The 24,031-nt window shown below is 46.0% G+C and carries 22 protein-coding genes; 5 read left to right on the forward strand and 17 right to left on the reverse strand.

Going from position 1 to position 24,031, the window contains the following annotated elements; translation table 11 throughout:
* Nucleotides 1-22 precede the first annotated feature (22 nt).
* The gene (gene cobB / locus AC5YB1_RS11980; protein ID WP_475516580.1) at nucleotides 23-763 is read right to left on the reverse strand and encodes a Sir2 family NAD+-dependent deacetylase; all 741 of its coding nucleotides are present in this window, start codon (nucleotides 761-763) and stop codon (nucleotides 23-25) included.
* Nucleotides 764-1,076: 313 nt separating this feature from the next.
* Here cobB and fur point away from each other — a divergent pair, with 313 nt between their 5' ends.
* Nucleotides 1,077-1,508 carry a ferric iron uptake transcriptional regulator gene (gene fur, locus AC5YB1_RS11985; RefSeq protein WP_110458160.1) on the forward strand — a complete coding sequence of 144 codons (432 nt, stop codon included), beginning with the start codon at nucleotides 1,077-1,079 and terminating at the stop codon, nucleotides 1,506-1,508.
* Nucleotides 1,509-1,739: 231 nt separating this feature from the next.
* On the opposite strand, the gene AC5YB1_RS11990 is transcribed toward fur, so the two are convergent.
* The 10 genes from AC5YB1_RS11990 to sdhC all read right to left on the reverse strand — a co-directional run bounded on the left by AC5YB1_RS11990 (nucleotide 1,740) and on the right by sdhC (nucleotide 13,369).
* Complete coding sequence (locus AC5YB1_RS11990) at nucleotides 1,740-2,003, reverse strand: PepSY domain-containing protein (RefSeq protein WP_494519368.1); 264 nt, start codon at nucleotides 2,001-2,003, stop codon at nucleotides 1,740-1,742.
* A gap of 319 nt (nucleotides 2,004-2,322) precedes the next feature.
* The gene (locus tag AC5YB1_RS11995) at nucleotides 2,323-3,651 is read right to left on the reverse strand and encodes an IS4 family transposase (protein ID WP_494519369.1); all 1,329 of its coding nucleotides are present in this window, start codon (nucleotides 3,649-3,651) and stop codon (nucleotides 2,323-2,325) included.
* 123 nt (nucleotides 3,652-3,774) lie between these two features.
* Nucleotides 3,775-4,647 (reverse strand): succinate--CoA ligase subunit alpha, encoded by an 873-nt coding sequence (gene sucD / locus AC5YB1_RS12000; protein WP_110458162.1) that lies wholly within the window; start codon nucleotides 4,645-4,647, stop codon nucleotides 3,775-3,777.
* Complete coding sequence (gene sucC / locus AC5YB1_RS12005) at nucleotides 4,647-5,813, reverse strand: ADP-forming succinate--CoA ligase subunit beta (RefSeq protein ID WP_475516578.1); 1,167 nt, start codon at nucleotides 5,811-5,813, stop codon at nucleotides 4,647-4,649. Before sucC ends, sucD begins: the two co-directional genes overlap by 1 nt.
* A gap of 101 nt (nucleotides 5,814-5,914) precedes the next feature.
* Nucleotides 5,915-7,102, reverse strand: coding sequence for a 2-oxoglutarate dehydrogenase complex dihydrolipoyllysine-residue succinyltransferase (gene odhB, locus AC5YB1_RS12010; protein ID WP_494519370.1), 1,188 nt, complete (start codon nucleotides 7,100-7,102; stop codon nucleotides 5,915-5,917).
* Nucleotides 7,103-7,132: 30 nt separating this feature from the next.
* Nucleotides 7,133-9,952 (reverse strand): 2-oxoglutarate dehydrogenase E1 component, encoded by a 2,820-nt coding sequence (sucA, locus tag AC5YB1_RS12015; protein ID WP_494519371.1) that lies wholly within the window; start codon nucleotides 9,950-9,952, stop codon nucleotides 7,133-7,135.
* 216 nt (nucleotides 9,953-10,168) lie between these two features.
* A complete protein-coding gene (locus tag AC5YB1_RS12020; RefSeq protein ID WP_475516575.1) occupies nucleotides 10,169-10,876 on the reverse strand; it encodes a succinate dehydrogenase iron-sulfur subunit in 708 nt (235 codons plus the stop codon).
* Between the two features lie 10 nt (nucleotides 10,877-10,886).
* Nucleotides 10,887-12,653 (reverse strand): succinate dehydrogenase flavoprotein subunit, encoded by a 1,767-nt coding sequence (gene sdhA / locus AC5YB1_RS12025; protein ID WP_475516574.1) that lies wholly within the window; start codon nucleotides 12,651-12,653, stop codon nucleotides 10,887-10,889.
* Nucleotides 12,654-13,001, reverse strand: coding sequence for a succinate dehydrogenase, hydrophobic membrane anchor protein (gene sdhD, locus AC5YB1_RS12030; RefSeq protein WP_110458168.1), 348 nt, complete (start codon nucleotides 12,999-13,001; stop codon nucleotides 12,654-12,656).
* Nucleotides 12,995-13,369, reverse strand: coding sequence for a succinate dehydrogenase cytochrome b556 subunit (sdhC, locus tag AC5YB1_RS12035; protein WP_475516573.1), 375 nt, complete (start codon nucleotides 13,367-13,369; stop codon nucleotides 12,995-12,997). The genes sdhD and sdhC overlap by 7 nt, the downstream gene beginning before the upstream one ends.
* Nucleotides 13,370-13,804: 435 nt before the next feature.
* On the opposite strand from sdhC, the gene AC5YB1_RS12040 reads away from it, so the two are divergent.
* Nucleotides 13,805-15,094 (forward strand): citrate synthase, encoded by a 1,290-nt coding sequence (locus AC5YB1_RS12040; RefSeq protein ID WP_494519372.1) that lies wholly within the window; start codon nucleotides 13,805-13,807, stop codon nucleotides 15,092-15,094.
* A 518-nt stretch (nucleotides 15,095-15,612) separates the two neighbouring features.
* Here AC5YB1_RS12040 and AC5YB1_RS12045 read toward each other — a convergent pair.
* From AC5YB1_RS12045 to AC5YB1_RS12065, 5 genes are all read right to left on the reverse strand, one after another.
* Nucleotides 15,613-16,092 carry a zinc-binding dehydrogenase gene (locus AC5YB1_RS12045; RefSeq protein WP_494519373.1) on the reverse strand — a complete coding sequence of 160 codons (480 nt, stop codon included), beginning with the start codon at nucleotides 16,090-16,092 and terminating at the stop codon, nucleotides 15,613-15,615.
* Between the two features lie 38 nt (nucleotides 16,093-16,130).
* Nucleotides 16,131-16,544: an alcohol dehydrogenase catalytic domain-containing protein gene (locus AC5YB1_RS12050; protein WP_494519374.1), complete on the reverse strand. Its 414-nt coding sequence runs from the start codon at nucleotides 16,542-16,544 to the stop codon at nucleotides 16,131-16,133.
* A gap of 66 nt (nucleotides 16,545-16,610) precedes the next feature.
* Nucleotides 16,611-17,699, reverse strand: a complete 1,089-nt coding sequence (locus AC5YB1_RS12055; protein ID WP_494519375.1) for an alkene reductase — start codon at nucleotides 17,697-17,699, stop codon at nucleotides 16,611-16,613.
* Between the two features lie 10 nt (nucleotides 17,700-17,709).
* A complete protein-coding gene (locus tag AC5YB1_RS12060; RefSeq protein WP_494519376.1) occupies nucleotides 17,710-18,807 on the reverse strand; it encodes an alkene reductase in 1,098 nt (365 codons plus the stop codon).
* Nucleotides 18,808-19,032: 225 nt separating this feature from the next.
* Nucleotides 19,033-19,914, reverse strand: coding sequence for a LysR family transcriptional regulator (locus tag AC5YB1_RS12065; RefSeq protein WP_069530148.1), 882 nt, complete (start codon nucleotides 19,912-19,914; stop codon nucleotides 19,033-19,035).
* 187 nt (nucleotides 19,915-20,101) lie between these two features.
* Between AC5YB1_RS12065 and AC5YB1_RS12070 the strand changes: the two genes are divergently transcribed.
* The gene (locus tag AC5YB1_RS12070; protein WP_494519377.1) at nucleotides 20,102-21,298 is read left to right on the forward strand and encodes an MFS transporter; all 1,197 of its coding nucleotides are present in this window, start codon (nucleotides 20,102-20,104) and stop codon (nucleotides 21,296-21,298) included.
* An 83-nt stretch (nucleotides 21,299-21,381) separates the two neighbouring features.
* Complete coding sequence (locus AC5YB1_RS12075) at nucleotides 21,382-22,074, forward strand: SDR family oxidoreductase (protein ID WP_494519378.1); 693 nt, start codon at nucleotides 21,382-21,384, stop codon at nucleotides 22,072-22,074.
* A gap of 563 nt (nucleotides 22,075-22,637) precedes the next feature.
* On the opposite strand, the gene AC5YB1_RS12080 is transcribed toward AC5YB1_RS12075, so the two are convergent.
* Nucleotides 22,638-22,814: a hypothetical protein gene (locus AC5YB1_RS12080; RefSeq protein WP_494519379.1), complete on the reverse strand. Its 177-nt coding sequence runs from the start codon at nucleotides 22,812-22,814 to the stop codon at nucleotides 22,638-22,640.
* Nucleotides 22,815-22,960: 146 nt separating this feature from the next.
* On the opposite strand from AC5YB1_RS12080, the gene AC5YB1_RS12085 reads away from it, so the two are divergent.
* Nucleotides 22,961-24,025 carry an efflux RND transporter periplasmic adaptor subunit gene (locus AC5YB1_RS12085; protein WP_494519380.1) on the forward strand — a complete coding sequence of 355 codons (1,065 nt, stop codon included), beginning with the start codon at nucleotides 22,961-22,963 and terminating at the stop codon, nucleotides 24,023-24,025.
* Nucleotides 24,026-24,031 lie beyond the last annotated feature (6 nt).

Genomic DNA, 24,031 nt, shown 5'->3' on the forward strand with positions numbered 1-24,031 from the left:
TCCAGTTCTATGTCTAATTGCATTACTGCGGCGCACCTATTAGCTCATCGTTAATCTTGTCACCACGCAAAATCGTATCAACCATATGTGGCAAAATGCGGCTGGCCTTATCCTGCAGATGATATTGAAACTGACTGTGGCGATCGGCGGGCATAATATTAACTTCAACTGTTTGCGCGCCGTGATGATTAGCCGTGTCAACAAATCCGGCGGCCGGGTAAACCGTCCCCGAGGTGCCGATGGCAATGAATAGATCGCAAGTATCGAGCGCATGTTGGATACGATCTAGTCCGATAGGCATCTCACCAAACCACACCACATGAGGCCGCAGGCGCTGGGCCGGTATGCAACAGGTGCAGGTATGATTAACCCCAAAGTGATCTGTCAGCAAAAATGTCTGTTGTGAACGAGGGCAGCGCCCTTTTGTGAGCTCACCGTGCATATGCAGTAAGCGGCGAGAACCCGCCCTTTCATGCAAGTCATCAATATTTTGCGTCACCACGAGTAGCTGACCATCAAACTCTTGCTCGAGTCGGGCTAAGGCCTTATGCGCCTCGTTGGGTTCGATATGGCCGTCATGCAGCTGCTGCCAGCGTTCGTTATAAAAACGCTCCACCATTTCAGGATCACGCGCGTACCCTTCTGGGGTCGCTACATCTTCTATTTTATGTTCTTCCCATAGCCCGTCTTGATCCCTAAAGGTTCTGAGCCCTGACTCGGCAGAGATGCCTGCCCCGGTTAATATCACGATCTGCCGATACATCTGCTTTCCTTGTTATTGTTATCTTAATACTGACTCGTTGCCATATATCCAATACGCCTATGTTCAATTTAAGCCTGCCAGAACACAGTGGCGAGGTGTATTGGGCATTAGTATAAATACCACTATAAAAAGTATGTGTAAAATTCGCTATATTTTACCAGCAAACAATCAATTGCACTCGATTTGCTGACTAAGCGAACAATATGCAAGATCAAAGGTTTAAGTTTTTAAATTCAGCCCCTATAATGGTTGCCATTATCAACAACTGAACCTTTATTGGCGATGCTAAGGTTCTGCAATCAAGAGATTAATAATGACAGATGGAAATCAAGCGCTAAAGAAAGCGGGATTAAAGGTCACCTTACCACGAGTCAAGATCCTCGAGCTGATGCAGGGACCTGAAAATCAGCACATCGGTGCAGAAGAACTGTACAAAAAGCTACTCGATATTGGTGAAGAAATTGGGTTAGCAACTGTTTATCGCGTATTAAATCAATTTGATGATGCAGGTATTGTCACCAGACATCACTTCGAAAGCGGCAAGGCGGTTTTCGAATTATCATCACAACATCATCACGATCATTTAGTCTGTTTATCTTGCGGCAAGGTGATTGAATTTTCCGATGATATGATTGAGCGTCGTCAAGATGAGATAGCGATGAAGCACAATATTAAATTAACCAATCATAGCCTCTATCTCTACGGTGTTTGCACCAATGATGAGTGCGATCACGGCGATGCTTAATGGTTAACAGACCAGAGGCGATATAGCCAAGTTAATCTTGATAGCCAGCTGATATGAAAAAGGGATCCTAGGATCCCTTTTTCATTGGTCGCTTTTCACATTTGAGGAGTCAATGCATAAGCCTAAGGAGACAACGCCTAAACGCGGCAGTCACCTTCGACATCACAATGCTTATCAATAAACGGGTTGCTTACATTTTAAATCTCAAATTAACCCAAGCATGACCTCGGCTTAATCGTCTAATCTATCTGAAAGAATTTTGCCATCGATAGGATCGATACGCAGCTCACGCTCGACTCCATCTTTGTAAGCTTCCACTTCCCACTGGTCCCTTTTAACAGAGACTTCAGTAATGGGCGAGTAGCCCTGCGCTTCTAATGCCTTAATCACTTCAGAAAGCGGTTTAGCATCGACAGGTGGCTTCTCATGTGCAAAAGAGTGAGTCGCACCAAGGCATAAAGTACAAGCTATCATTGCACCAAACAGCTGCTTCATAATATCTCTCCTTCATTGCATTTGGATAACACGTTAATTGGGACGATGACCTGACACCCATTTACATCATACCTGCTCTTTTTCGCGGCAATTTTTATCATAGGATTTTGGGTTGTTCAATAATTTTTAGCAGCAAAAAAATGCCTTTTTATATCGATACAGTTATATGACAGCCTGATAAAAAACACAGCACGATTAACTGATACAACAACTGACATAACAGAGGCAAGATAGCGGCGTTTAATGGTTATAGTCGTAAGTTATCAAACTGAAAGCTCAAAAATAACCCACAAAAAAGGCGCCCTAAGGCTAATGCCAGTCAGTTAAGCTGATTGGCATTTTTCTTTTTATGGGGATATTTGCTTGGTTTTGACTTTATAGCCCTTGGGTACACCCTATCTTCTCGTTTCGTTGGTAGCTCGAAGTTACCTAGCATTTCTATCAGTTGCTCGTAATGATTGGGTAAATTTCCTGGGCTCATCAGTGGTAATCTTGCTAGGTAACTTAGTATCGTACTCGCGCAGTTACTGAAGCTGAGGCGATTGGCCCATATTCCTTTTCTTGACGCGGCCTCAGTCATTGCTTGACGCATCAGGTTGTAGCCAAGTAGTAAGCCCCAAAGTTCCTGTTCTACCATCTCTGATTTTTTACTTCTTAGCGTATACTCGCTGTTTAGTAGGGTCTGTTTCATCTCTCGGTAGCCAAGCTCTATTTCCCATCGATGATTATATAACTCAACGATGTCAGCACTTGGAAAGCGTAATGGGTCGACCATTGAGGTTAATACCTGATGCGTCTTACCTTTTATTGATTTTGTCACCAGCCTCGCTTCTATATGCGTCGGTAGCGCTGGGTTTTGTTGTCTGGCTTGGGCGGTTATTGCCAATTTCACCTGTTTATCTAACCGGCCATTTGAGTGTAAAACCTCGTACTGAAGCCCCTTTCTCGCAGGGATTAACCAGTGCCGCTCTTCACCACCTAGTTGCCATTGATGTAGCAAGTTTAAGGAGTAAAAACCTTTATCGAACATCGTGAGACTATGGTCTGGAGTTGACTGTATGAGCGCTTCTGCTAGCTTCATTTCACTCGTTTTATAACCATCAAACGCGCTATTTATCAGTTGATGGCTAGTGAGCTCCATATGACACACCATACGAACCTGAGGAAATGAGGTGTCACCATGTTGATTTGATGGTGAGCCAAAAGCATTACGATTATCAGCGGTGTCCTGAGTGCGCCAGACTACACCATCAACGGCTAATAAATTCAGTCCACACCACGTCTCAAATTGAGTGTTGCTATAGTAATGTTTTGCCATCATTTGAAAGGCATTTTTCATACTCTGCACACCTAACCTCTGGCGCCCTTGAACAAGAGCACTGGGGGCAATGAGCTTCTTTTTACCTGGTAGCATCAACTCCATATGAGTCGCAAGCTCCCATACAGACTGTTGTCGGTAAAAACTCATACCAATGACAGACCACATAACTGCATCAAGGGGTAAGCGACGTTTTCTTACTGTGGCGACCCCAGCAGTTTCAAAGGCTTGCTGGATGATGTTTTCATCCAATAAGTGATTAAGATTGGTAAAGGCTGTGGCTTCTTGGTGGTATTCAAAAGCGGTGCAGAAAGCTTGTTCTAAAGACATAAAAAAATCCAATATCATTTCTGATATTGGATTTTGAAGCCTTTTAAAGATCGGTCAACTGATCGTTTATATGCTTAACTGATCGGCATTAGCCCTAAGGCGCCTATTTACAAGTGGGTAAGATTACCAACCTGTTTTAGTACGTAGTGCACTGCCGATATCTGCAAGTGAACGTACGGTAGTTACGCCCGCCGCTTCTAGTGCTGCAAACTTATCTTCTGCAGTACCTTTACCACCAGCGATGATCGCACCAGCATGACCCATGCGCTTACCTTCTGGTGCAGTCACACCAGCAATGTAAGAAACAACAGGCTTAGTCACGTTAGCTTTGATATATTCAGCCGCTTCTTCTTCAGCCGTACCACCAATTTCACCAATCATCACGATGGCTTCTGTTTGTGGATCGTTTTGGAACATTTCCAATACGTCGATGAAGTTAGTACCTGGAATTGGGTCGCCACCAATACCAACACAAGTTGATTGGCCGAAACCTTCATCGGTAGTTTGCTTAACCGCTTCGTACGTTAGGGTACCAGAGCGAGAAACAATGCCCACTTTACCAGGCTTGTGGATGTGACCAGGCATGATACCAATCTTACATTCACCTGGGGTGATAACACCTGGGCAGTTAGGACCGATCATGCGCACGCCAGTTTCTTCAAGCTTAACCTTAACTTGCAGCATATCCAGAGTAGGAATGCCTTCAGTAATACAAACGATTAGCTCGATGCCACCATCGATAGCTTCAAGAATGGCATCTTTACAGAAAGGGGCTGGTACATAGATAACGGTTGCTGTTGCACCCGTTTCAGCTACGGCATCTTTTACAGTATTAAATACTGGAAGACCTAAGTGAACTTGACCACCTTTTCCTGGAGAAACACCACCAACCATTTGAGTGCCATACGCGATAGCTTGCTCAGAATGGAAAGTACCTTGACCACCAGTGAAACCTTGGCAAATGACCTTGGTATCTTTATTGATTAATACAGACATTATTTGCCCTCCGCAGCAGCAACAACTTTAACAGCAGCGTCAGTTAGTGACTCAGCTGCAATAATGTCAAGACCAGAGTTAGCCAATACTTCGCGACCGAGATCAGCGTTAGTACCTTCAAGACGAACCACAACTGGCACTTCAACACCCACTTCTTTCACTGCGCCAATGATGCCTTCGGCAATCATGTCACAACGTACGATACCACCAAAGATGTTCACCAGAACCGCTTTAACGTTAGCGTCAGACAAAATGATCTTAAATGCTTCAGCTACGCGCTCTTTAGTCGCTCCACCGCCAACGTCTAGGAAGTTAGCTGGCTTGCCGCCGTGTAGGTTAACGATGTCCATGGTACCCATTGCTAGGCCGGCACCGTTTACCATGCAACCTACGTTACCGTCGAGGGCAACATAGTTAAGCTCAAATTTAGCCGCATGTGCTTCACGCGCGTCATCTTGTGATGGATCGTGCATGTCGCGGATTTTTGGTTGACGGAACAATGCGTTGCCATCGATACCTATCTTACCGTCTAGGCAGTGAATGTTGCCTTCGGTCGTGATAACCAGCGGGTTGATCTCAAGCAGTGCGAAATCATGGTCGTTGAACATCTTAGCAAGACCCATGAACACTTTAGTGAACTGCTTCATTTGTGTTGGGTTTAGACCCAATTTGAAGCCAAGATCACGTGCTTGGTAAGGCTGTGGACCCGTTAACGGATCGATAATGGCTTTGTGAATAAGCTCTGGCGTTTCTTCAGCCACAGTCTCAATCTCAACACCACCTTCAGTTGATGCCATAAACACCACGCGACGGGTCGCACGGTCAACAACAGCGCCAAGATAAAGTTCGTTAGCGATATCGGTGCAGCTTTCGACTAAGATTTTAGCAACTGGCTGGCCTTTTTCGTCAGTTTGGTAAGTGACAAGGTTCTTACCTAACCAATTTTCAGCAAATGCTCTGATCTCTTCTTTGTCGCCGGTAACTTTAACGCCACCTGCTTTACCACGGCCGCCTGCGTGTACTTGACACTTAACAACCCACATATCACCGCCAATATGGCCTGCCGCTTCTACCGCTTCTTGAGGGGTATCACAAGCAAAACCTTCTGACACTGGTAAACCATATTCGGCAAATAGGGATTTTGCCTGATATTCATGCAAATTCATGATGATCTATCCGTATACTTCTTATCAAATCCAACCGGCTCATAGGAGCCAGTAGCGAGGGTGATGCCCACCAAAGCGATAGGCATCGAATCAACGTCGTCTTACAGGTCGAGCAATAGACGAGTTGGGTCTTCGAGGAAGTCCTTAATGGCAACCAAGAAGCCAACAGACTCACGACCATCGACTATGCGGTGGTCATAAGACAATGCTAGGTACATCATAGGCAGGATTTCAACCTGACCATTAACAGCCATCGGGCGATCTTTAATGGCATGCATGCCTAAAATCGCACTTTGTGGCAGGTTCAAAATAGGCGTCGACATGAGTGAGCCAAATACGCCACCATTAGTCACGGTGAAGTTGCCGCCTGTCATATCATCAACAGTCAGCTTACCGTCACGGCCTTTGATGGCTAATTCACGCACGTTACGTTCGATCTCAGCAAGGCTCATGGTGTCGGTGTCACGCAGTACTGGCGTCACCAAACCACGTGGGGTCGATACCGCGATACTCACATCGAAATAGTTATGATAAACAATGTCATCACCATCGATAGAGGCGTTAACTTCTGGGAAACGCTTCAGGGCTTCAGTCACGGCTTTGACGTAGAAAGACATGAAACCTAGACGAATACCGTGACGCTTCTCAAACACTTCTTGATACTGCTTACGAATGTCCATGATAGGTTTCATGTTCACTTCGTTGAACGTCGTCAACATTGCAGTTGAGTTCTTCGCTTCAAGTAGACGATTGGCAATGGTCTTACGCAGACGTGTCATAGGTACACGCTTCTGGCTACGCTCGCCTAGTGGGGCTACAACAGCAGCAGGCGCTGATGCAGGTTTCGCAGCAGGGGCTGATTTTACGAAGGCTTCAACGTCTTCTTTCGTGATACGTCCACCCACGCCAGTGCCTTTCACTTGAGCTGCATCCACATTATGTTCGGCGATTAAGCGACGAACAGATGGACTTAGCGCATCATTTGACTCATCACTTGCCGCTTCTTGTGGTGCTTCAGCTTGCGCCTTAGTCACTTCTTGACCAGCAACCGCGCCAGCAACAAATTTAGCAATCACAGCTTCACCTAGAACGGTGTCGCCTTCTTCGGCTAGAAACTCAACGATTGAACCATCTTCTGGCGCAACCACTTCAAGTACCACTTTATCGGTTTCAATATCAACCAAGTTTTGATCACGAGTCACTTGCTCGCCAGCTTTGACATGCCAAGTGGCGATGGTTGCATCAGCAACTGATTCTGGCAGTACGGGTACCTTAATTTCGATACTCATGGAAAGCTATCCTTTTTAAATTATCAATTACTACAGTTTTAATGCGCTATTTATTAGAGATTCTTGTTGCTGAGCATGCAGTGCTGGGTAACCACAAGCAGGGGCAGCAGATGCTTCACGGCCTGCGTAGGTTAACTGTGCGCCTGCTGGAATCGCCGCCCAGAAATGGTGTTGGCTACAATACCAGGCACCTTGGTTCTGCGGCTCTTCCTGACACCAAACGAAATCTTTAACGTGCTGATATTGCGCCAGGATTTGTACCATGTCCTCATGTGGGAACGGATACAATTGCTCGACACGGATCAGTGCAATATTAGTGAGATTCTCTTTGCGACGCTTTTCAAGCAGCTCAAAGTACACTTTACCACTACAGAACACGACGCGGTCAACCTGGCTGCTATCTTGCTCATCGATCTCCGCAATCACGTTTTGGAAGGTGCCAGTGGCAAGCTCTTCCATACTCGATACGGCTAATGGATGACGCAGTAGCGATTTAGGCGACATCACCACCAATGGACGACGCATAGGACGTACCACTTGACGACGTAGCATGTGATAAACCTGCGCAGGCGTTGATGGCACGCACACTTGCATATTGTGGTTAGCACAAAGTTGCAAGAAACGTTCAAGACGCGCACTGGAGTGCTCTGGACCTTGACCCTCATAACCGTGTGGTAACAGCATGGTTAAGCCACATAAGCGGCCCCACTTTTGCTCACCCGATGACAAGAACTGGTCAATCACGACCTGCGCGCAGTTAGCGAAATCACCAAACTGGGCTTCCCAAAGCGTTAATCCGCCAGGCTCGGCTGTGGCGTAACCATATTCAAACGCCAGTACTGATGCTTCAGACAATACCGAATCAGAGATATCGATAGGGCCTTGCTCGTCGGCCACATTACGCAGTGGTAAATAAGCCGTTGCATCGTTTTGATTGTGTAATACCGCATGACGATGGAAGAAGGTGCCGCGACCTGAGTCTTGCCCCGTAATACGTACCCGCTTGTTATCTTCAAGAATTGAGCCGTAGGCTAAGGTTTCAGCAAACCCCCAATCGAGCAGCTTTTCACCCTTTGCCATGGCAACACGATCTTTATAAATCTTGGCGACACGTGACTGTAACTTATGATTTTCAGGTACATAACTTAACTTGTCAGCCAAGTTTTGCAGACGCTCGATAGACATTTCACCTGGGTAGGCTTCGTCCCACTCGCGATCAAGATAAGGCGTCCAGTCAACCGTATGCAGCGTCATAGGGCGCCACTCTTTAACGACGCAATCACCTTTATCGAGTGCATCACGGTAGTCGTTGATCAAGCTGGTGACTTCATCAGCAGCTAAGGTGCTCTCTTCGATTAAACGCTCGGCATAGATCTTACGCGGCGTCGGATGCTTTTTAATCTTGGCGTACATTAATGGCTGCGTAGCACTTGGCTCATCGGCTTCGTTATGACCATGACGACGATAACAAACCAGATCGATAACCACATCACGCTTAAACTCGTTACGGTAATCAACCGCCAGCTGCGCAATGAAGGCAACGGCTTCAGGATCATCAGCATTAACGTGGAAAATCGGCGCCTGCACCATCTTAGCGATATCGGTACAGTATTCTGTTGAGCGAGTATCTTCAGTCAAGTTAGTGGTAAAGCCCACTTGGTTATTGACTACGATACGAATACTGCCACCCACTTTAAAGGCACGGGTTTGAGACATGTTAAATGTCTCTTGTACTATCCCCTGACCTGCAATAGCACTGTCACCATGGATGGTGATGGGCATTACTTGCAGACCGGTTTTACAACCGCGGCGATCGAGACGTGCTCTGACAGAGCCCATCACCACAGGGTTAACTATCTCAAGGTGCGATGGGTTGAACGCAAGGGCTAGATGAACATTGCCACCTGGCGTTTCAAAATCTGAGGAGAAACCTTGATGATACTTAACGTCGCCTGAACCGAGTAATTCGTCGCTGTGCTTACCAGCAAATTCATCAAACAGTTCTGACGGTTTTTTACCGAGAATGTTCACCAATAGGTTTAAACGACCACGGTGAGCCATCCCCACGACCATCTCTTTGGTACCGGCTTGGCCACCACGGTAGATGATTTCACGCATCATGGGCACGAGTGCGTCACCGCCCTCGAGTGAGAAGCGCTTAGCACCGGGGAACTTGGCGCCGAGGTATTTTTCCATACCTTCGGCGGCGTTAAGGCCTTCGAGAATACGGAGTTTGGTGGATTTATCGTAATTAGCTCTACCTAAGGATGGCTCCAAACGTTGTTGGATCCAACGTTTCTCATCGGTATCTGTGATATGCATGTATTCAGCGCCGATAGCACCACAGTAGGTGGCCTTCAGTGCATTCACAAGATCACCTAGCTTCATGGTGTCGCCACCGTGCGCAAATGAACCTGTGTTGAATTCACGATCCATATCGTCGCTAGTTAAGCCGTGGAAGGCAGGGTCCAGTTCAGTGACGGCATCGCGCTTCCATAAACCGAGGGGATCCAGATTCGCATTCTGGTGACCGCGGAAACGGTGAGCGTTGATCAACTGTAGGACTTTAACTTGTTTAGCATCCACATCAGGGTCGGTAATACGAGCAGAGCTCTTATGGCGGCCTTCTAACGCTAAACTACGAAAATATTCACGTACTTTTGAGTGGGCAGCTTCGGGCACATCTGTTGCGCCGTTGGCATATGGGAGGTTATCAAATACCGCGCGCCAGTCGTCTGATACTGACTGTGGGTCTTCTTGATAGGCTTCATACATCTCTTCTACATAGGTCGAGTTCGCGCCACTTAAGTGAGACGAATCGAGCCAGGCTTTCATGATGCCTTGGTGCATTTCTATTCCTTTCAAACTTGATACACGTGTTTAGCCAAAGTCTTAAAAATGCAATCCCAGTTAATCGCACTGCAATTGCAATCTATCTGCCGCCCCGAGAATCCAGATTGTACGGCACATGTGTAGTTCCATTACATAAAAGAGCCACTTCCTCTCAAAGAAGAAGTGACTCTTCATGAGCTATATCATTATTAGAATCAGCTCAGGTTGTTGCATTTACACTGCTCTCTTAAGCAACATTGACTTAATGTGTCCAATGGCTTTAGTCGGATTCAATCCTTTCGGACAAACATCCACACAGTTCATGATGCCATGGCAACGGAATACGCTGTATGCATCATCAAGCTCAGACAAACGCTCTTCAGTCGCGGTATCACGGCTATCGATAAGGAATCGATAAGCATGTAATAGACCACTTGGACCGATAAACTTGTCTGGGTTCCACCAAAACGATGGACAGGCTGTAGAACAACAAGCACACATAATACACTCGTAAAGACCATCTAAGTGTGCACGTTCTTCAGGTGATTGCAGATGCTCACGCGCAGGCGTTTTCTCATCGTTAATCAAATAAGGTTTAATCTTTTCGTACTGTTTGTAGAACTGAGTCAAATCTACAATCAGGTCACGTACGACAGGCATGCCTGGTAGTGGGCGGATCTCAATAGTCTTACCCTTAAAGGTAGATATTGGCGTGATACACGCAAGGCCGTTCTTACCATTCATGTTGACACCATCACTACCACACACACCTTCACGGCATGAGCGACGGAACGCCAATGTTGGATCTTGTACTTTAAGTTGCATCAGCACATCAAGCACCATCATATCGGTACCGTCAGCCACTTCCAACGTGTAATCCTTCATGTAAGGCTTAGTGTCTACGTCAGGATTATAGCGATAAATAGCAATCTTTAAATTCATCTGACAGTCCTTAGTAAGTACGCTTGATTGGCGGGAACGCGGCACGAAGCTTAGGCTCCATGTTCACATCACGCTTAGTCATCTGCTCAGTCACTGGGTCAAACAGACTGTGACACAGCCAGTTTTCATCATCACGCTCAAGGTAATCTTCACGTGAATGCGCGCCACGACTTTCAGTACGATAGTTTGCTGCATAGGCTGTGGCTAACGCCGTTGCCATTAGGTTGTCTAACTCAAGACATTCAATACGTTGAGTATTGAACTCTTGTGAGTTGTCAGACAGCTTAGCATTCGCCAAACGGTCGCGAATAGCCTTAAGTTCAGCCAGACCTTCAGCCATAGCGTCACCGCTTCGGAATACTGAGAAGTTAAGCTGCATACATAGCTGCAGATCTTTACGGATTGTGGCTGGGTCTTCACCGTCTTTATTGCTTTCCCAACGGTTTAGACGCTCAAGTGACTTGGCGATATCAGCATCTGTCGCATCTTTTGGATCGACAGTGGCGTCAAGCGCTTTACCTAAGTGTTGACCCGCAGCACGACCAAATACCACTAAGTCGAGTAGTGAGTTACCACCTAGGCGGTTAGCGCCGTGTACTGATACACAGGCAATTTCACCGACAGCAAATAAGCCGACGACATCTTGCTCGCTGCCATCTTCATTCTTACGAATGACTTGGCCGCTGACTTTCGCTGGTAAACCACCCATCATGTAATGACAAGTCGGCAATACTGGAATTGGACCATCGGCGGGATCGATGTGAGCAAAGGTACGAGACAGTTCACATACACCAGGAAGACGCGCTTCTAGGGTTTCTTTACCTAAATGGTCAAGTTTCAACAGACAGTGTGGTCCTAATGGACCATCGAGGCCGCGACCTTCACGAATTTCGGTCATCATTGAACGTGCAACCACGTCACGTGATGCCAAATCTTTCGCGTTTGGCGCATAACGCTCCATGAAACGCTCACCGTCTTTGTTGAGCAGGTATCCGCCTTCACCACGGCAACCTTCGGTCACCAAAACACCGGCGCCAGCAATACCCGTTGGGTGAAACTGCCACATTTCCATGTCTTGCATCTGCACGCCAGCGCGCATCGCCATACCAATACCATCGCCAGTATTAATGTGGGCGTTAGTGGTAGAAGCGTAGATACGCCCTGCTCCACCAGTCGCGAGAATCGTGGCTTTGGCTTTGAAATAAACGATTTCACCGGTTTCGATTTCGATTGCAGTACAACCGACAATCGCGCCATCATCATTCTTGACTAGGTCCAGTGCATACCACTCAGAGAACACTTCAGTCTTGTGCTTAACGTTCTGCTGATAAAGACAATGCAATAAAGCATGACCGGTACGGTCGGCTGCCGCTGCAGTACGTGCCGCTTGCTCACCACCAAAGTTCTTTGACTGGCCACCAAACGGACGCTGGTAAATCTTACCATTGTCAAAACGTGAGAATGGTAAACCCATCTGCTCAAGCTCGATAATGGCTTCAGGACCGGTTTTACACATAAATTCAATCGCTTCTTGGTCACCGATAAAATCGGAGCCTTTCACGGTATCGTACATGTGTTGTTCCCAGTGATCCTCATGGGCGTTACCCAGCGCTACGGTGATACCACCCTGTGCTGATACGGTATGAGAACGCGTTGGAAACACTTTAGATAACAGCGCGCAGCTCTTACCTTCTTTAGAAATCTGTAGTGCAGCGCGCATACCTGCGCCACCAGCGCCAATAACGACTGCATCAAATTCACGAACTGGAATACTCACTTAAACACCCCACACAATAACAATGCCAGCAGCCAAATAAGAGAAGGCAGCCACGACGAAGACGAATTGGAGTACACCACGCAAACTGACGCATTTCACGTAGTCTGTCAGCACCTGCCAAATACCAATCCATGAGTGGATTAATAGGGCAACTAGGGCCAATAATGTAAACACTTTCATCGGCAGAGTGCTAAATAGACCATGCCAGACGTCATAAGTGAGAGGAGAACTAGCGGCGATAAATCCTACTAAAAAGATAGTGTAACAAGTAAGGATAACTGCACTAGCACGAATAAGAATAAAATCATGAACGCCGCTGCGTCCAAGACTTGCTGCATTTGTTACCATACCCAAATCCCCGCAATGATTGACAGTGCCGCGGCAATAACGAAGGCGGCTTTCGCTGAAGCGTTACCTGAGTCTAACTCTTCCCAACGTCCGGTATCCATGATGAGGTGGCGTACGCCAACGACAAGATGGTAACCCAGCGCGGTTAGAATTCCCCAGACGACAAACTTAACGAACAAGTTATCAAACAGAGATTGTATGCCTGCGAAACTCTCAGCAGATGCGAGTGATTCACTCAACAACCAGATAAGAATGCCGACGGCAAACAGCATGATAACACCGGATACACGGTGTAGGATTGACGCAATCGCTGTTGCAGGAAAGCGAATGGTCTGCAGATCTAGATGGACAGGTCTTTGCTTTTTCACGTTCTGCTCACTTCTGCTCCATTGAGCATTATTTTTGTTATCGAACCCCTTTCGAACGAAATTTGATCAGCAAGCAAACTTACCACCTCGTCTCGCCACAAAAGAAAAGTTTAAACAAACTGTTAACTAATTCAAAAATCACTAATTAAGCTTGTAAGAAATGGTTTATGAATTGGTTTGTTTGTAGCTCTTTTCGAGCCGAGGCAAGTATACGCCGCCGAAATGTCAAATACAAACATCACATTATGCAAATTTAGTTTTTTTGGTAAAAAAATCTGCCAAGTTCCTGTATTGATAAGGGCTTCAGCCAATTTAAGACCATGGTCTAACGAATTTAAACGCTTATTTAAATTGAAATGTGATCTAGATTCACTGTAAAGTATTGGCGTTTGACAAAGCCGCACTCACATAAGAATGAAGTAAGGAGAACGGGGTATGGCTGATAATATAGCCAAATTGGAATTACCAGGGAACGATTCGATTGACCTGCCTATTAAAAAAGGGACAGCAGGATTTGATGTAATCGACATCAGCAAACTAGGTAGCAAAGGTCACTTTACATTTGACCCAGGATTTTTAGCGACAGCATCCTGCGAATCCGCTATCACTTACATTGATGGCGCCCAAGGTATACTTTTACACCGTGGTTACGCAATCGACGAATTAGCCGTCGATTCAGATTATTTAGATCTTTGTTATCTATTGCTTTACGGTGAGTTACCCACTAAGGCCCAATACGATAAGTTTGTCTACACGGTTAAGACTCACACTATGGTTAACGAGCAATTGGCTTCGTTTTTCCGTGGTTTCCGCCGTGACGCTCACCCAATGGCGATGCTATGTGGTGTGACGGGCGCATTATCTGCGTTTTACCAAGACTCTTTAGACGTAAACGATGAGCATCACCGCGAAATCGCCGCGTTCCGTTTAGTGTCTAAAATGCCGACGATTGCAGCCATGTGCTACAAATACTCAATTGGCCAACCCTTTATCTATCCACGCAACGACCTAAGTTACGCGGGTAATTTCCTAAGCATGATGTTTGCTGTACCGTGCGAAGAATATAAGGTCAACCCAATTGTTGAACGCGCGATGGATCGTATTTTTATCCTTCACGCCGATCACGAACAAAACGCATCGACCTCTACCGTTCGTTTAGCGGGTTCTTCTGGAGCTAACCCATTTGCGTGTATCGCAGCGGGTATCGCCTCACTTTGGGGGCCGGCTCACGGCGGCGCCAATGAAGCCTGTTTAAACATGCTTGAAGAGATTGGCAGCGTTGATCGTATTCCTGAGTTTATTGCACGCGCTAAGGACAAAGACGATCCTTTCCGCCTAATGGGCTTTGGTCACCGCGTTTACAAGAACTTCGACCCACGCGCTAAAGTGATGCGTGAAACCTGTCATGAAGTGCTTGCCGAACTTAAAGTGAACGATCCGCTACTTGATGTGGCGATGGAGCTTGAACGCATTGCGCTTGAAGATGAGTACTTTGTGTCTAAGAAGCTGTATCCGAATGTCGATTTCTATTCAGGCATCATCATGAAAGCCATCGGTATCCCGACCAGTATGTTTACCGTGCTATTTGCATTGGCACGTACTGTTGGCTGGATTGCCCACTGGAAAGAGATGCTAGATCAGCCTGGTCACAAGATCAGTCGTCCGCGTCAGCTATACACAGGTTCACCTGAGCGTAGCTTTGTCGATTTAGACAAACGCGGCTAATCAGAACGATCTTTGCTAAACGTTAAAAGGCACTCATTGAGTGCCTTTTTTATTCGCATCTATCTAATGGTAGCGTTAACTCTCATGCTCATGGCAACCAATTGCTTGCAGCATGCTTACGTGCAGGTGTTTCTTCGACACCGCTGACTCTCTTTTTGAAAAGAATCATCCCTAGGTGCTCTGCGATTTCACTGCTGAAATCGAAGATCACAGCCGCACCTACACCGATTTCTTAATCTCTTCGATTTAGCCGTCATTGTGTAACCACATAGCCGTCAAAAGCTAACTCGGTTTTGGACAATTCTGTTTTAGGGAGTTTGCTAATTTAGCTATTCATAAATAAGTTATGGTATTGAAAACTGGCTACTAGCTACAGACTAATATTTCAAAATCATCCGCAGTCCTCACCACCTTCATCTCACTTCTGCCACTTTTGGTGAGAAATTTGAACAAGTCTACTTAACCTGTCTACTACTCTACAGTTCATACTATCCAAATACTAAGAATATATAATACGACTAGGCGATGACCGTTTTTGTTTTCATAAGTTCGCTGTTCTCCAACGCTTCGGGCATCTGTTCGAATTTAAAATATGCAGGTAAACTAACGTTAAAACTGCCTTTTGAAATACGCTCAAGCAGCGCTTCACCATTTTGCATTAATGCATGCCAATCGTCTTTATCACCAAAATCATGTAACGCTCCAAGGGCTATTTCGTGATAGGAAATAGTACGGGTAAATGGCGGGTCAATAGGTTTAGCAATACGATCTTGAATGCAGACAATATGTCCATTCGCTCTTAACAGTGGCACTAAATGGGCGGCATTTTCCCCACTCACCGCATCAAAAATGGCGAAGTATTTCATGTCGATTTGAGATTGCTCCCGATAAACTTGGCGAATACCTAAGCTTTTGGCTCGCTCTTCGCTCAGACTCGCTGAGACAATATCAACGATATAACCTGCTCTGACAAGGATCTGGGATAACAAATTATTCACCGCGCCAAAACCAACGACAAGCACTTCTCTTTGTCGGGTTAATGGAATTTTTTCAAATGCCTGCCACGCAGTAAGCATCGGGGAAGTGCCGCAGCAAGTTCAAACGATAGGCCCTCAGGCAGTGTCATCACACGCTCAGCGTTCAAAACGGTATATTCAGCGAAGCTACCATGGCGATTTAGTGAGCCATGATATGTCACTCGACGCCCAATTAGACTGGTATCAACTTTAGAACCTACTTGAACGACGACGCCAGCACCATCAACACCTGGAACATGGCCATTCGGCCAATTTAAAGGATTGGCTTTAATAAATTTCCAATCGACAGGGTTAATACCTATCGCTTTGTTTTGTAATAAGACTTCGTTGTCATCTAAAGCTGGTATTTCAGCCTTACCTAAAACAAGACTGTGTGTCTCAGTTTGATATTGCCAAATTCGATAGGGTTCCATATCACTTCCACTCGCTTAATGAAAAGGTAAGGCACCAAAGAGTTATCGTCCTTGGTACCTGGTGTATTAGGCCTGATATGTTGGATAATCGGTGTAGCCTTCGGCTCCTCCTCCATATAAGGTTAACCTAGCATCGGCATCAAACTCGGCCAATGGTAAATCATGGGCAAATCGGGCGACTAAATCTGGGTTCGTTACAAAAGGTGTACCAAAGGCAACGAAATCAGCATACTGCTTATCTAGCAACTGTTGCGCAGATTGCTTGGTCAACTTTCCTGCAACCATGATTGGATTAGAGTATATTCGGCGTACTTGCTGGCGAAACTCTTCAGGCACCTCTACATAGCGTGATATGTTTTCTGAAAAATGCACATACGCAAGGTTCATCGGTTGTAGTTTTTCCAACAATGCTAACGTTAGTGGAACAATTTCAACATCATCCCCAGCAAAACCCTCTCCGATATGAGGAGACAGACGAACCGCAACTCTTTCCCCACCAATTTCCTCGGTAAGTGCTTGTAACGTATCAACCAGAAAGCGCATACGATTCTCTTGGCTGCCACCATATTGATCAATTCTTTGGTTGCTTTCTAAGCGTAAAAAGGTATCAAACAAGTAACCATGCGCAGCATGAACTTCAACACCATCAAACCCTGCTTCAACAGCATTTCTTGCAGCTTTAACAAAGTCGGCAATGGTTGCTTGGATTTCATCTGCACTCATTGCTTTTGGCTGCTGGGTTTCCACCATGCCAAACCCGCCTTCAGGTAATGGGCCGAAGACCTGATCTGGAATTTTTATCGCTGATGGTGCCAGGGGTTGTGAACCTGAAATATCGGAATGACTACGACGGCCAACATGCCAGAGTTGGATAAATATCTTACCCCCTTCCTCATGAACAGCCTGAGTCACTTTCTTCCAGCCTTCAATGTGTTCTTCTGTGTAAATACCTGGCGTCATAGAGTAGCCCCGACCAACGGCTGAGACAGGAGCACCTTCTGTGACAATCAAACCAGCACTGGCACGCTGACGATAGTAGGTTGCCATCATCTCGTTTGGTACATCACCAGGTTGAGACGTGCGTGAACGAGTCATCGGCGCCATAGCGATACGGTTTCTAGTCTCAAGTCCGTGACCTTTAAATACCTTAAACATACTTCCCCCCTTAAGCTTTATACGTTGGATAATCAATCAGCCCTTTTTCACCACCACCAAACAAGGTGTTTGGATCATGCTCTGCCAATGGGTAGCCGTGAAGTAGACGTTCAGGAAGATCGGGATTCGCCACAAAAGGTCGACCAAAGCCGATCATATCAGCCAGTCCGTCATCAATAGCTTGCTTTGCTTTTTCCGCATTATAACGACCTGCGTAAATCAAAATGCCTTGATAAACCTCGCGTAAGGCACGTTTAAAAGACACGGGCGTATCAGGGGCGTCATCCCAATCAACTTCCGCGATATGCAGATAAACGATACCGTGCTTATTCAGTAACGCAGCCGCAGCGGTATAGGTCTCAATAGGGTTCGCATCCACGGTGCCATTTAAGGTAGTCAAGGGAGCAAGACGCACGCCTACGCGGTTAGCGCCAATCGCTTCAACTAATGCTGCAACAACTTCATCAAGAAAACGAAGACGATTTTCCAGGCTACCACCGTATTCATCGGTACGGTTGTTAGCTTCGGAGTCTATGAATTGGTTGATCAAATAGCCATTCGCCGCATGCAGTTCAATACCATCAAAACCTGCCTCAACGGCATTCAATGCCGCTTGACGATAATCCACGATGACTTGTTGAATATCTGCTTTTGTCATTGCTCTAGGCTGCACTACGTCAACAAAACCAGGTTCATCACTGCCATTATCAATGAATACTTTTACGTTTTCCGCTTTTAACGCTGATGAAGAAATCGGTTGCTCACTACCAATGTTATCTGGGTGAGTGACTCTGCCCACATGCCAGAGCTGCGCGAAAATAGCGCCATTTTCTGCATGTACTGCTTGAGTTACTTTACACCAGCCTTCAATCTGCTCAGGTGTGTATATACCTGGCGTCCACGCATAGCCTTTTGCATTCGGTGAAATTTGTGTACCTTCGGAGACAATTAAACCTGCACTGGCTCTCTGAGCGTAATACGTCGCCATCATATCATTAGCGACATCCCCAGGTTGAGTTGCTCTGGATCGTGTCATTGGTGGCATGACGATGCGGTTTTTGAGAGTCAATGACCCCAATTGGATAGGTTGAAAAAGTGATTTAGACATAATAAGCCCTCTTATTTCTTGTGAGGGATACTAACAAACTCAACGCATTACATTGATAGCAACAAAGACAAATGATATTTGTTAAAATTGCAATAGTATAAGCATGTTCCAGCAATGATCTTGTTGGGTGTCGATGTCTCATCGGCTTTTATTGGTATCTGTTTTGTCCAAGGTGCCAGAAGAAATAGCCTAAGCGAGGTACGGAGTTACCTCGCGTTGAACGATTTACAGATCCAGTTTTGGCTGAATAAAATCGATAAAAGCAGAAATCCGCTTGGCAACAGAAGAAGACTTATAGTAGACAGCATTAATTTGCTCCCTACCTGAGTTACCGATTTTTTCACCTTCTAACAACGCAATTAATCTTCCTTCCGCAATATCTTTTTTCACCATAAAGCCCGATAGACAGGCGATTCCATTTCCCATCAACGTGAGCTGTCTTACCGTTTCACCGTTACTTGAGGTCAGCGTGGGTGTCAGCCCTGAAAATCCTTTCAGAGGCCATTCGTTGAGTGTTTTTGGTGTTGAAAATCCGATGGTATCGTGGTGCTCCAAATCACTACTCTTACTCGGAAAGCCGCGCTTTGATAAATAATCAGGTGAAGCAACAATGTAAAGTAAACTTCGGCCAAGAGGCCTTGCATGTAAAGTTGAATCATTTAATGCACCGATACGAATAGCGATATCGGTTTTCTTTTCTAGTAAATCAACAAAACCTTCATTAGAGGTTAACTCCAACTCAATATCAGGATAGGTTTGATTAAATGGCTGAACGAGTGGAACTAACTGGTGAAACACAAATGGACTGGCGGCATCAACACGCAGCCGCCCTTTGGGTAATTCCCCACGGGATATGATCTCGTCTTCCGCTTGCTGCAACTGCATCAGCCCTATTCGCACCGACTCAACGAATTGCCGCCCCTCATCCGTTAATTCAATCCGTCTTGTGGTTCGGTTTAATATCGTCACGCCAAGTTGGCTTTCTACCTTACTCACCGCTCGTGATACGCGTGCCACCTGTATATCAAGACTTTCTGCTGCCGCAGTAAATCCGCCAGTATCAACGACAGTAAGTAGAATTTCTAAATCGTCCGATTTCGTGCGCATGCTGCCTACCATTTAATTAAGAGTCTCTTTTTAATTATTGCATTTATAACAAATATCATTTGTTAAATAACCTGTTTTTTGCAACTAAATTTCCACGCAAAATCCCTCCATCAAATCACACCAGCGCGACACGTTGATAAACACATTCGCTGCTGTGTACAGAACCTAACAAAAGAGGGTAAATGATATGCCATTAGCACTTCTCGCATTGACGCTCAGCGCCTTTGCTATCGGAACGACGGAGTTTGTGATCGTGGGGTTGCTCCCGACCATGGCTTCTGACCTAAACGTCTCACTGCCATCCGCAGGACTGCTGGTGAGCCTTTATGCACTCGGTGTTGCGATTGGCGCACCTGTCTTAACTGCGCTAACGGGAAAGTGGAACCGTAAGCATGTACTCATTACCGTTATGTCATTGTTTGTGATTGGCAACTTATTGGCATGGCAAGCACCTGGTTACAACACCCTTATCGTTGCTCGCATTTTGACTGGTTTAGCCCATGGTGTCTTTTTCTCTATCGGCTCCACAATTGCGACTGGCCTAGTACCTAAAGAAAAAGCAGCCAGCGCGATTGCGATTATGTTCACGGGATTAACCGTGGCATTAGTAACGGGCGTGCCGCTTGGTACTTACATCGGCCAAACCTTTGGTTGGCAATCGACGTTTTTGATTGTAGCGCTATTAGGACTTATTGCCTTGATTGGTAGTGTTTTCTTAGTGCCAAGCAACCTAAAACAGCCTACTGCCGCTAAACTGTCATCACAACTAAAAGTGTTAACGCAACCAAGACTACTACTGGTGTATGCCATCACAGCACTCGGTTACGGTGGTACCTTTACCGCTTTCACTTTCCTTGCGCCGATTTTGCAACAGGAAACAGGATTCAGCGCCAATGCAATCAGCCTAATTATGTTGGTATACGGCGTATCAGTAGCGATTGGTAATATTTGGGGCGGCAAAATGGCCGATAAGATGGGGCCAATAAAAGCACTGACGATTATTTTTGCGGGACTCGCCACCGTATTAGTTGTATTTAACTTTACGGCCGTTAACCCTATCACCGCAGTCGCGACCATTTTAGTTTGGGGGGCCTTTGCATTCGGTAATGTTCCTGGCTTACAAGTCTATGTGGTTAAACTGGCTGAAAAATACACTCCTGATGCGGTAGACGTCGCTTCTGGTCTAAACATTGCGGCGTTTAACGTGGGTATTGCGCTTGGCTCTTGGGGAGGCGGTATGATTGTGTCAGAAATGGGCTTAATGCATACCTCTTGGATTGGAGCCGTGATAGTGATCGTTGCGCTTGCTCTTACTCGAATGAGTGGACGTCTTGATAAACGTACAGCAGTTCATTTGTCAGAAGCAAACGTAGTTGTGAAGTAAGTATCACGACAATGGTTACAAGCTGGTCAAGGCTCGGCATTGACCAACTCATTCTTACTTATAATCAACTTAGGTAGCTCACAATGAAAACGGTTTTTATCACTGGCGCCAATCGAGGGTTAGGCCTAGAGCTTGTTAAACAATACGCTCAGCGTGGATGGCGTGTGATTGCATGCTGCCGTGACATCAATACAGCTCAGGCTTTGTGTCTCTTGGTACAAACTTATCCCACCATTTGTATTCATCCGCTCGACGTGAGTAATGAGTCCCATATTCTCGCTTTGACAGAAAAATTTGCGGGCATCGCCATTGATGTACTTATTCATAACGCGGGGGTAAGCGGAGATGAATGTGAAAGCCTAAGCAATATGAGGCAAAAGGAATGGATAAATGTATTAAAGGTCAACACCATTGCGCCCATGTTAATCACGCAGGCTTTGCTTAATAACATTCTTGCTGGCGAAGATAAAACCATCATTGGGATGACTTCAATACTCGCTAGCATCGATGACAACCGCTCTGGTGGTCGATACAGTTATCGCGCATCAAAAGCCGCCCTCAACCAAATAATTAAGTCTTTGGCTTGTGAACTATCCGAAGCGGGTGTGAAGACTATGGCAATTCATCCTGGTTGGGTACAAACCGATATGGGCGGAAAGGATGGCAAGGTAACAGTAGAAGAGAGTGTTAAAGGCATGCTTAATGTTATCGACAATTTAAAACTTAAGCATTCAGGTTCATTTTTTGTCTACGATGGAACTCAATTGCCATGGTAAGCCCTGTCGTTATGTTACATATAAGCTCTAAGGGTATGATATGCTTTAAACTTTTATAGTTTTAATCCTTTCTATAGTCGCTTTGCTCGGGTGGTATTTACACAAAGTCTCCCATGACATTTCCCAAATTGACTGGGATTGGGATGAAAATGAGATCCTATAAATTGATATTGCCTGAATCTATGGCTGGTCACATTACATATTCTAAGGAACAACTGCGAGCTTGCTCTGGACTGAGTAAATACTTTAACGTGAAGTGGGGCAAAACTGAGTTAGCTTTCTACTCGCCACTCACACCAAATGCAGCTTAATCGAAGAAACGTTAGAACCCAAGTGTAAACGCGGCTGCGGCCTTTGCCAGCAGGGATGCTGGTGTAGAGCCCACAAGGATGTGCTTGCGGCGTGTCACAGAAGCACCTGCACGAAAGGCCTGCGGCAAGCAATTCAAAATGATGAAGGTTAACGCTACTATCGTTAACTAAAAACCAAATCACGCAAAATGCCTCAACCTTCATTCAAGGCCACCAAATTTTTTTTTGGGGGGGGTAAAACCACGTTAGCTTTTAACTCACAACTCGCACCAGATGAAGTTGGATTGAAATAACGAAATAACCTAATGTAGGTGCGCCAGTGTAGGTGGCGCCTTCAAACACGCTTGAGCAATATGACGCACCCCATAAGATGCGGCCAATGCCGATATCACCATCGAGTTCACCACCGATTGTTAAAAACCGCAACATTTAAACTTTTACGCTACATCTTTCATTCGGCTCACCAACAAACTAATCCATTCCAAAGCTAACTTATTGTATATAAAGATATAAATGATTTGGCACATTTGATGCTTTATAACCGCTAATGAAATCACACCAATGAGTTTAACGACATGGAAGCACCCAATAATAAGACCATCATCCTACCTATCCTACTTGCGGCACTACTGAGTGCTTGCAGCCCTACCCCCGAGGAAAAAGAGGAGGTTAAATACGCCATTCCCGTTGAAACCACCACGGTCGTTCAAGGGGATGTCTCCTCCTTCTATAGCACGACTGGTACGTTAGAGGCGCCACTTGAAGCTAAGGTGGTTTCCCGTATTGCTGGGCTTATCGAAACCATTAAAGTGGAAGAAGGCGATCGCGTCACTAAAGGGCAGTTACTGGCAGTCATAGACGCTAAACGTCAACGCTATGATTTAGCCCGCTCTCAAGCCGAGGTTGAGATCATCGAGCAAGAGCTCAACCGACTCAACAAAATGACCGATAAAGCCTTTATCAGCGCCGATACTATGGCAAAACTTGAATATAACCTGCAGGCGGCCAGCGCAAAACGTGACTTAGCGGCATTGCAAGTAGAGGAGAGTCTGGTGCGATCGCCTATCGACGGGGTCATCGCCACCCGCTTTGTTAAGCAAGGCAATATGGCTAAAGAGTTTGATGAGCTCTTCTATGTGGTCAACCAAGATGAATTATATGCCATAGTGCACCTGCCTGAAGTTCAGCTCGATCGCCTGCGCCTAGGGCAAGACGCACAACTGTTTGCCAATCAACAAACCGATAACCGCATTGTCGCCAAAGTGCTGCGGATCAGCCCCATTGTCGATGCCCAAAGTGGCACTTTTAAGGTGACTCTGTCGGTGCCCAACCAACAGGCTCAATTAAAAGCCGGCATGTTTACCCGGGTTGAGCTCAGATACGACACGCACACCAATGTGATCACTGTGCCTTACAGCGCGGTGATCAATCAAGATAATCAGTATGCGCTCTATGTGATTGAAGGAGACAATGCCACTCGTCGCCAAGTCAGCCTAGGGTATCGTGAAGCCGACACCGTCGAAGTGATCTCGGGTATCAAACCGGGTGAGCAAATTGTGGTTCGAGGTCAGCAAAACCTGAAAGATCAGTCGTTAGTTGATGTCATAAGAGCACTCGATGTCGCCCGCGCGCAGCAATAACAGGAG

The sequence above is a fragment of the Shewanella sp. 433 genome, assembly GCF_059338565.1.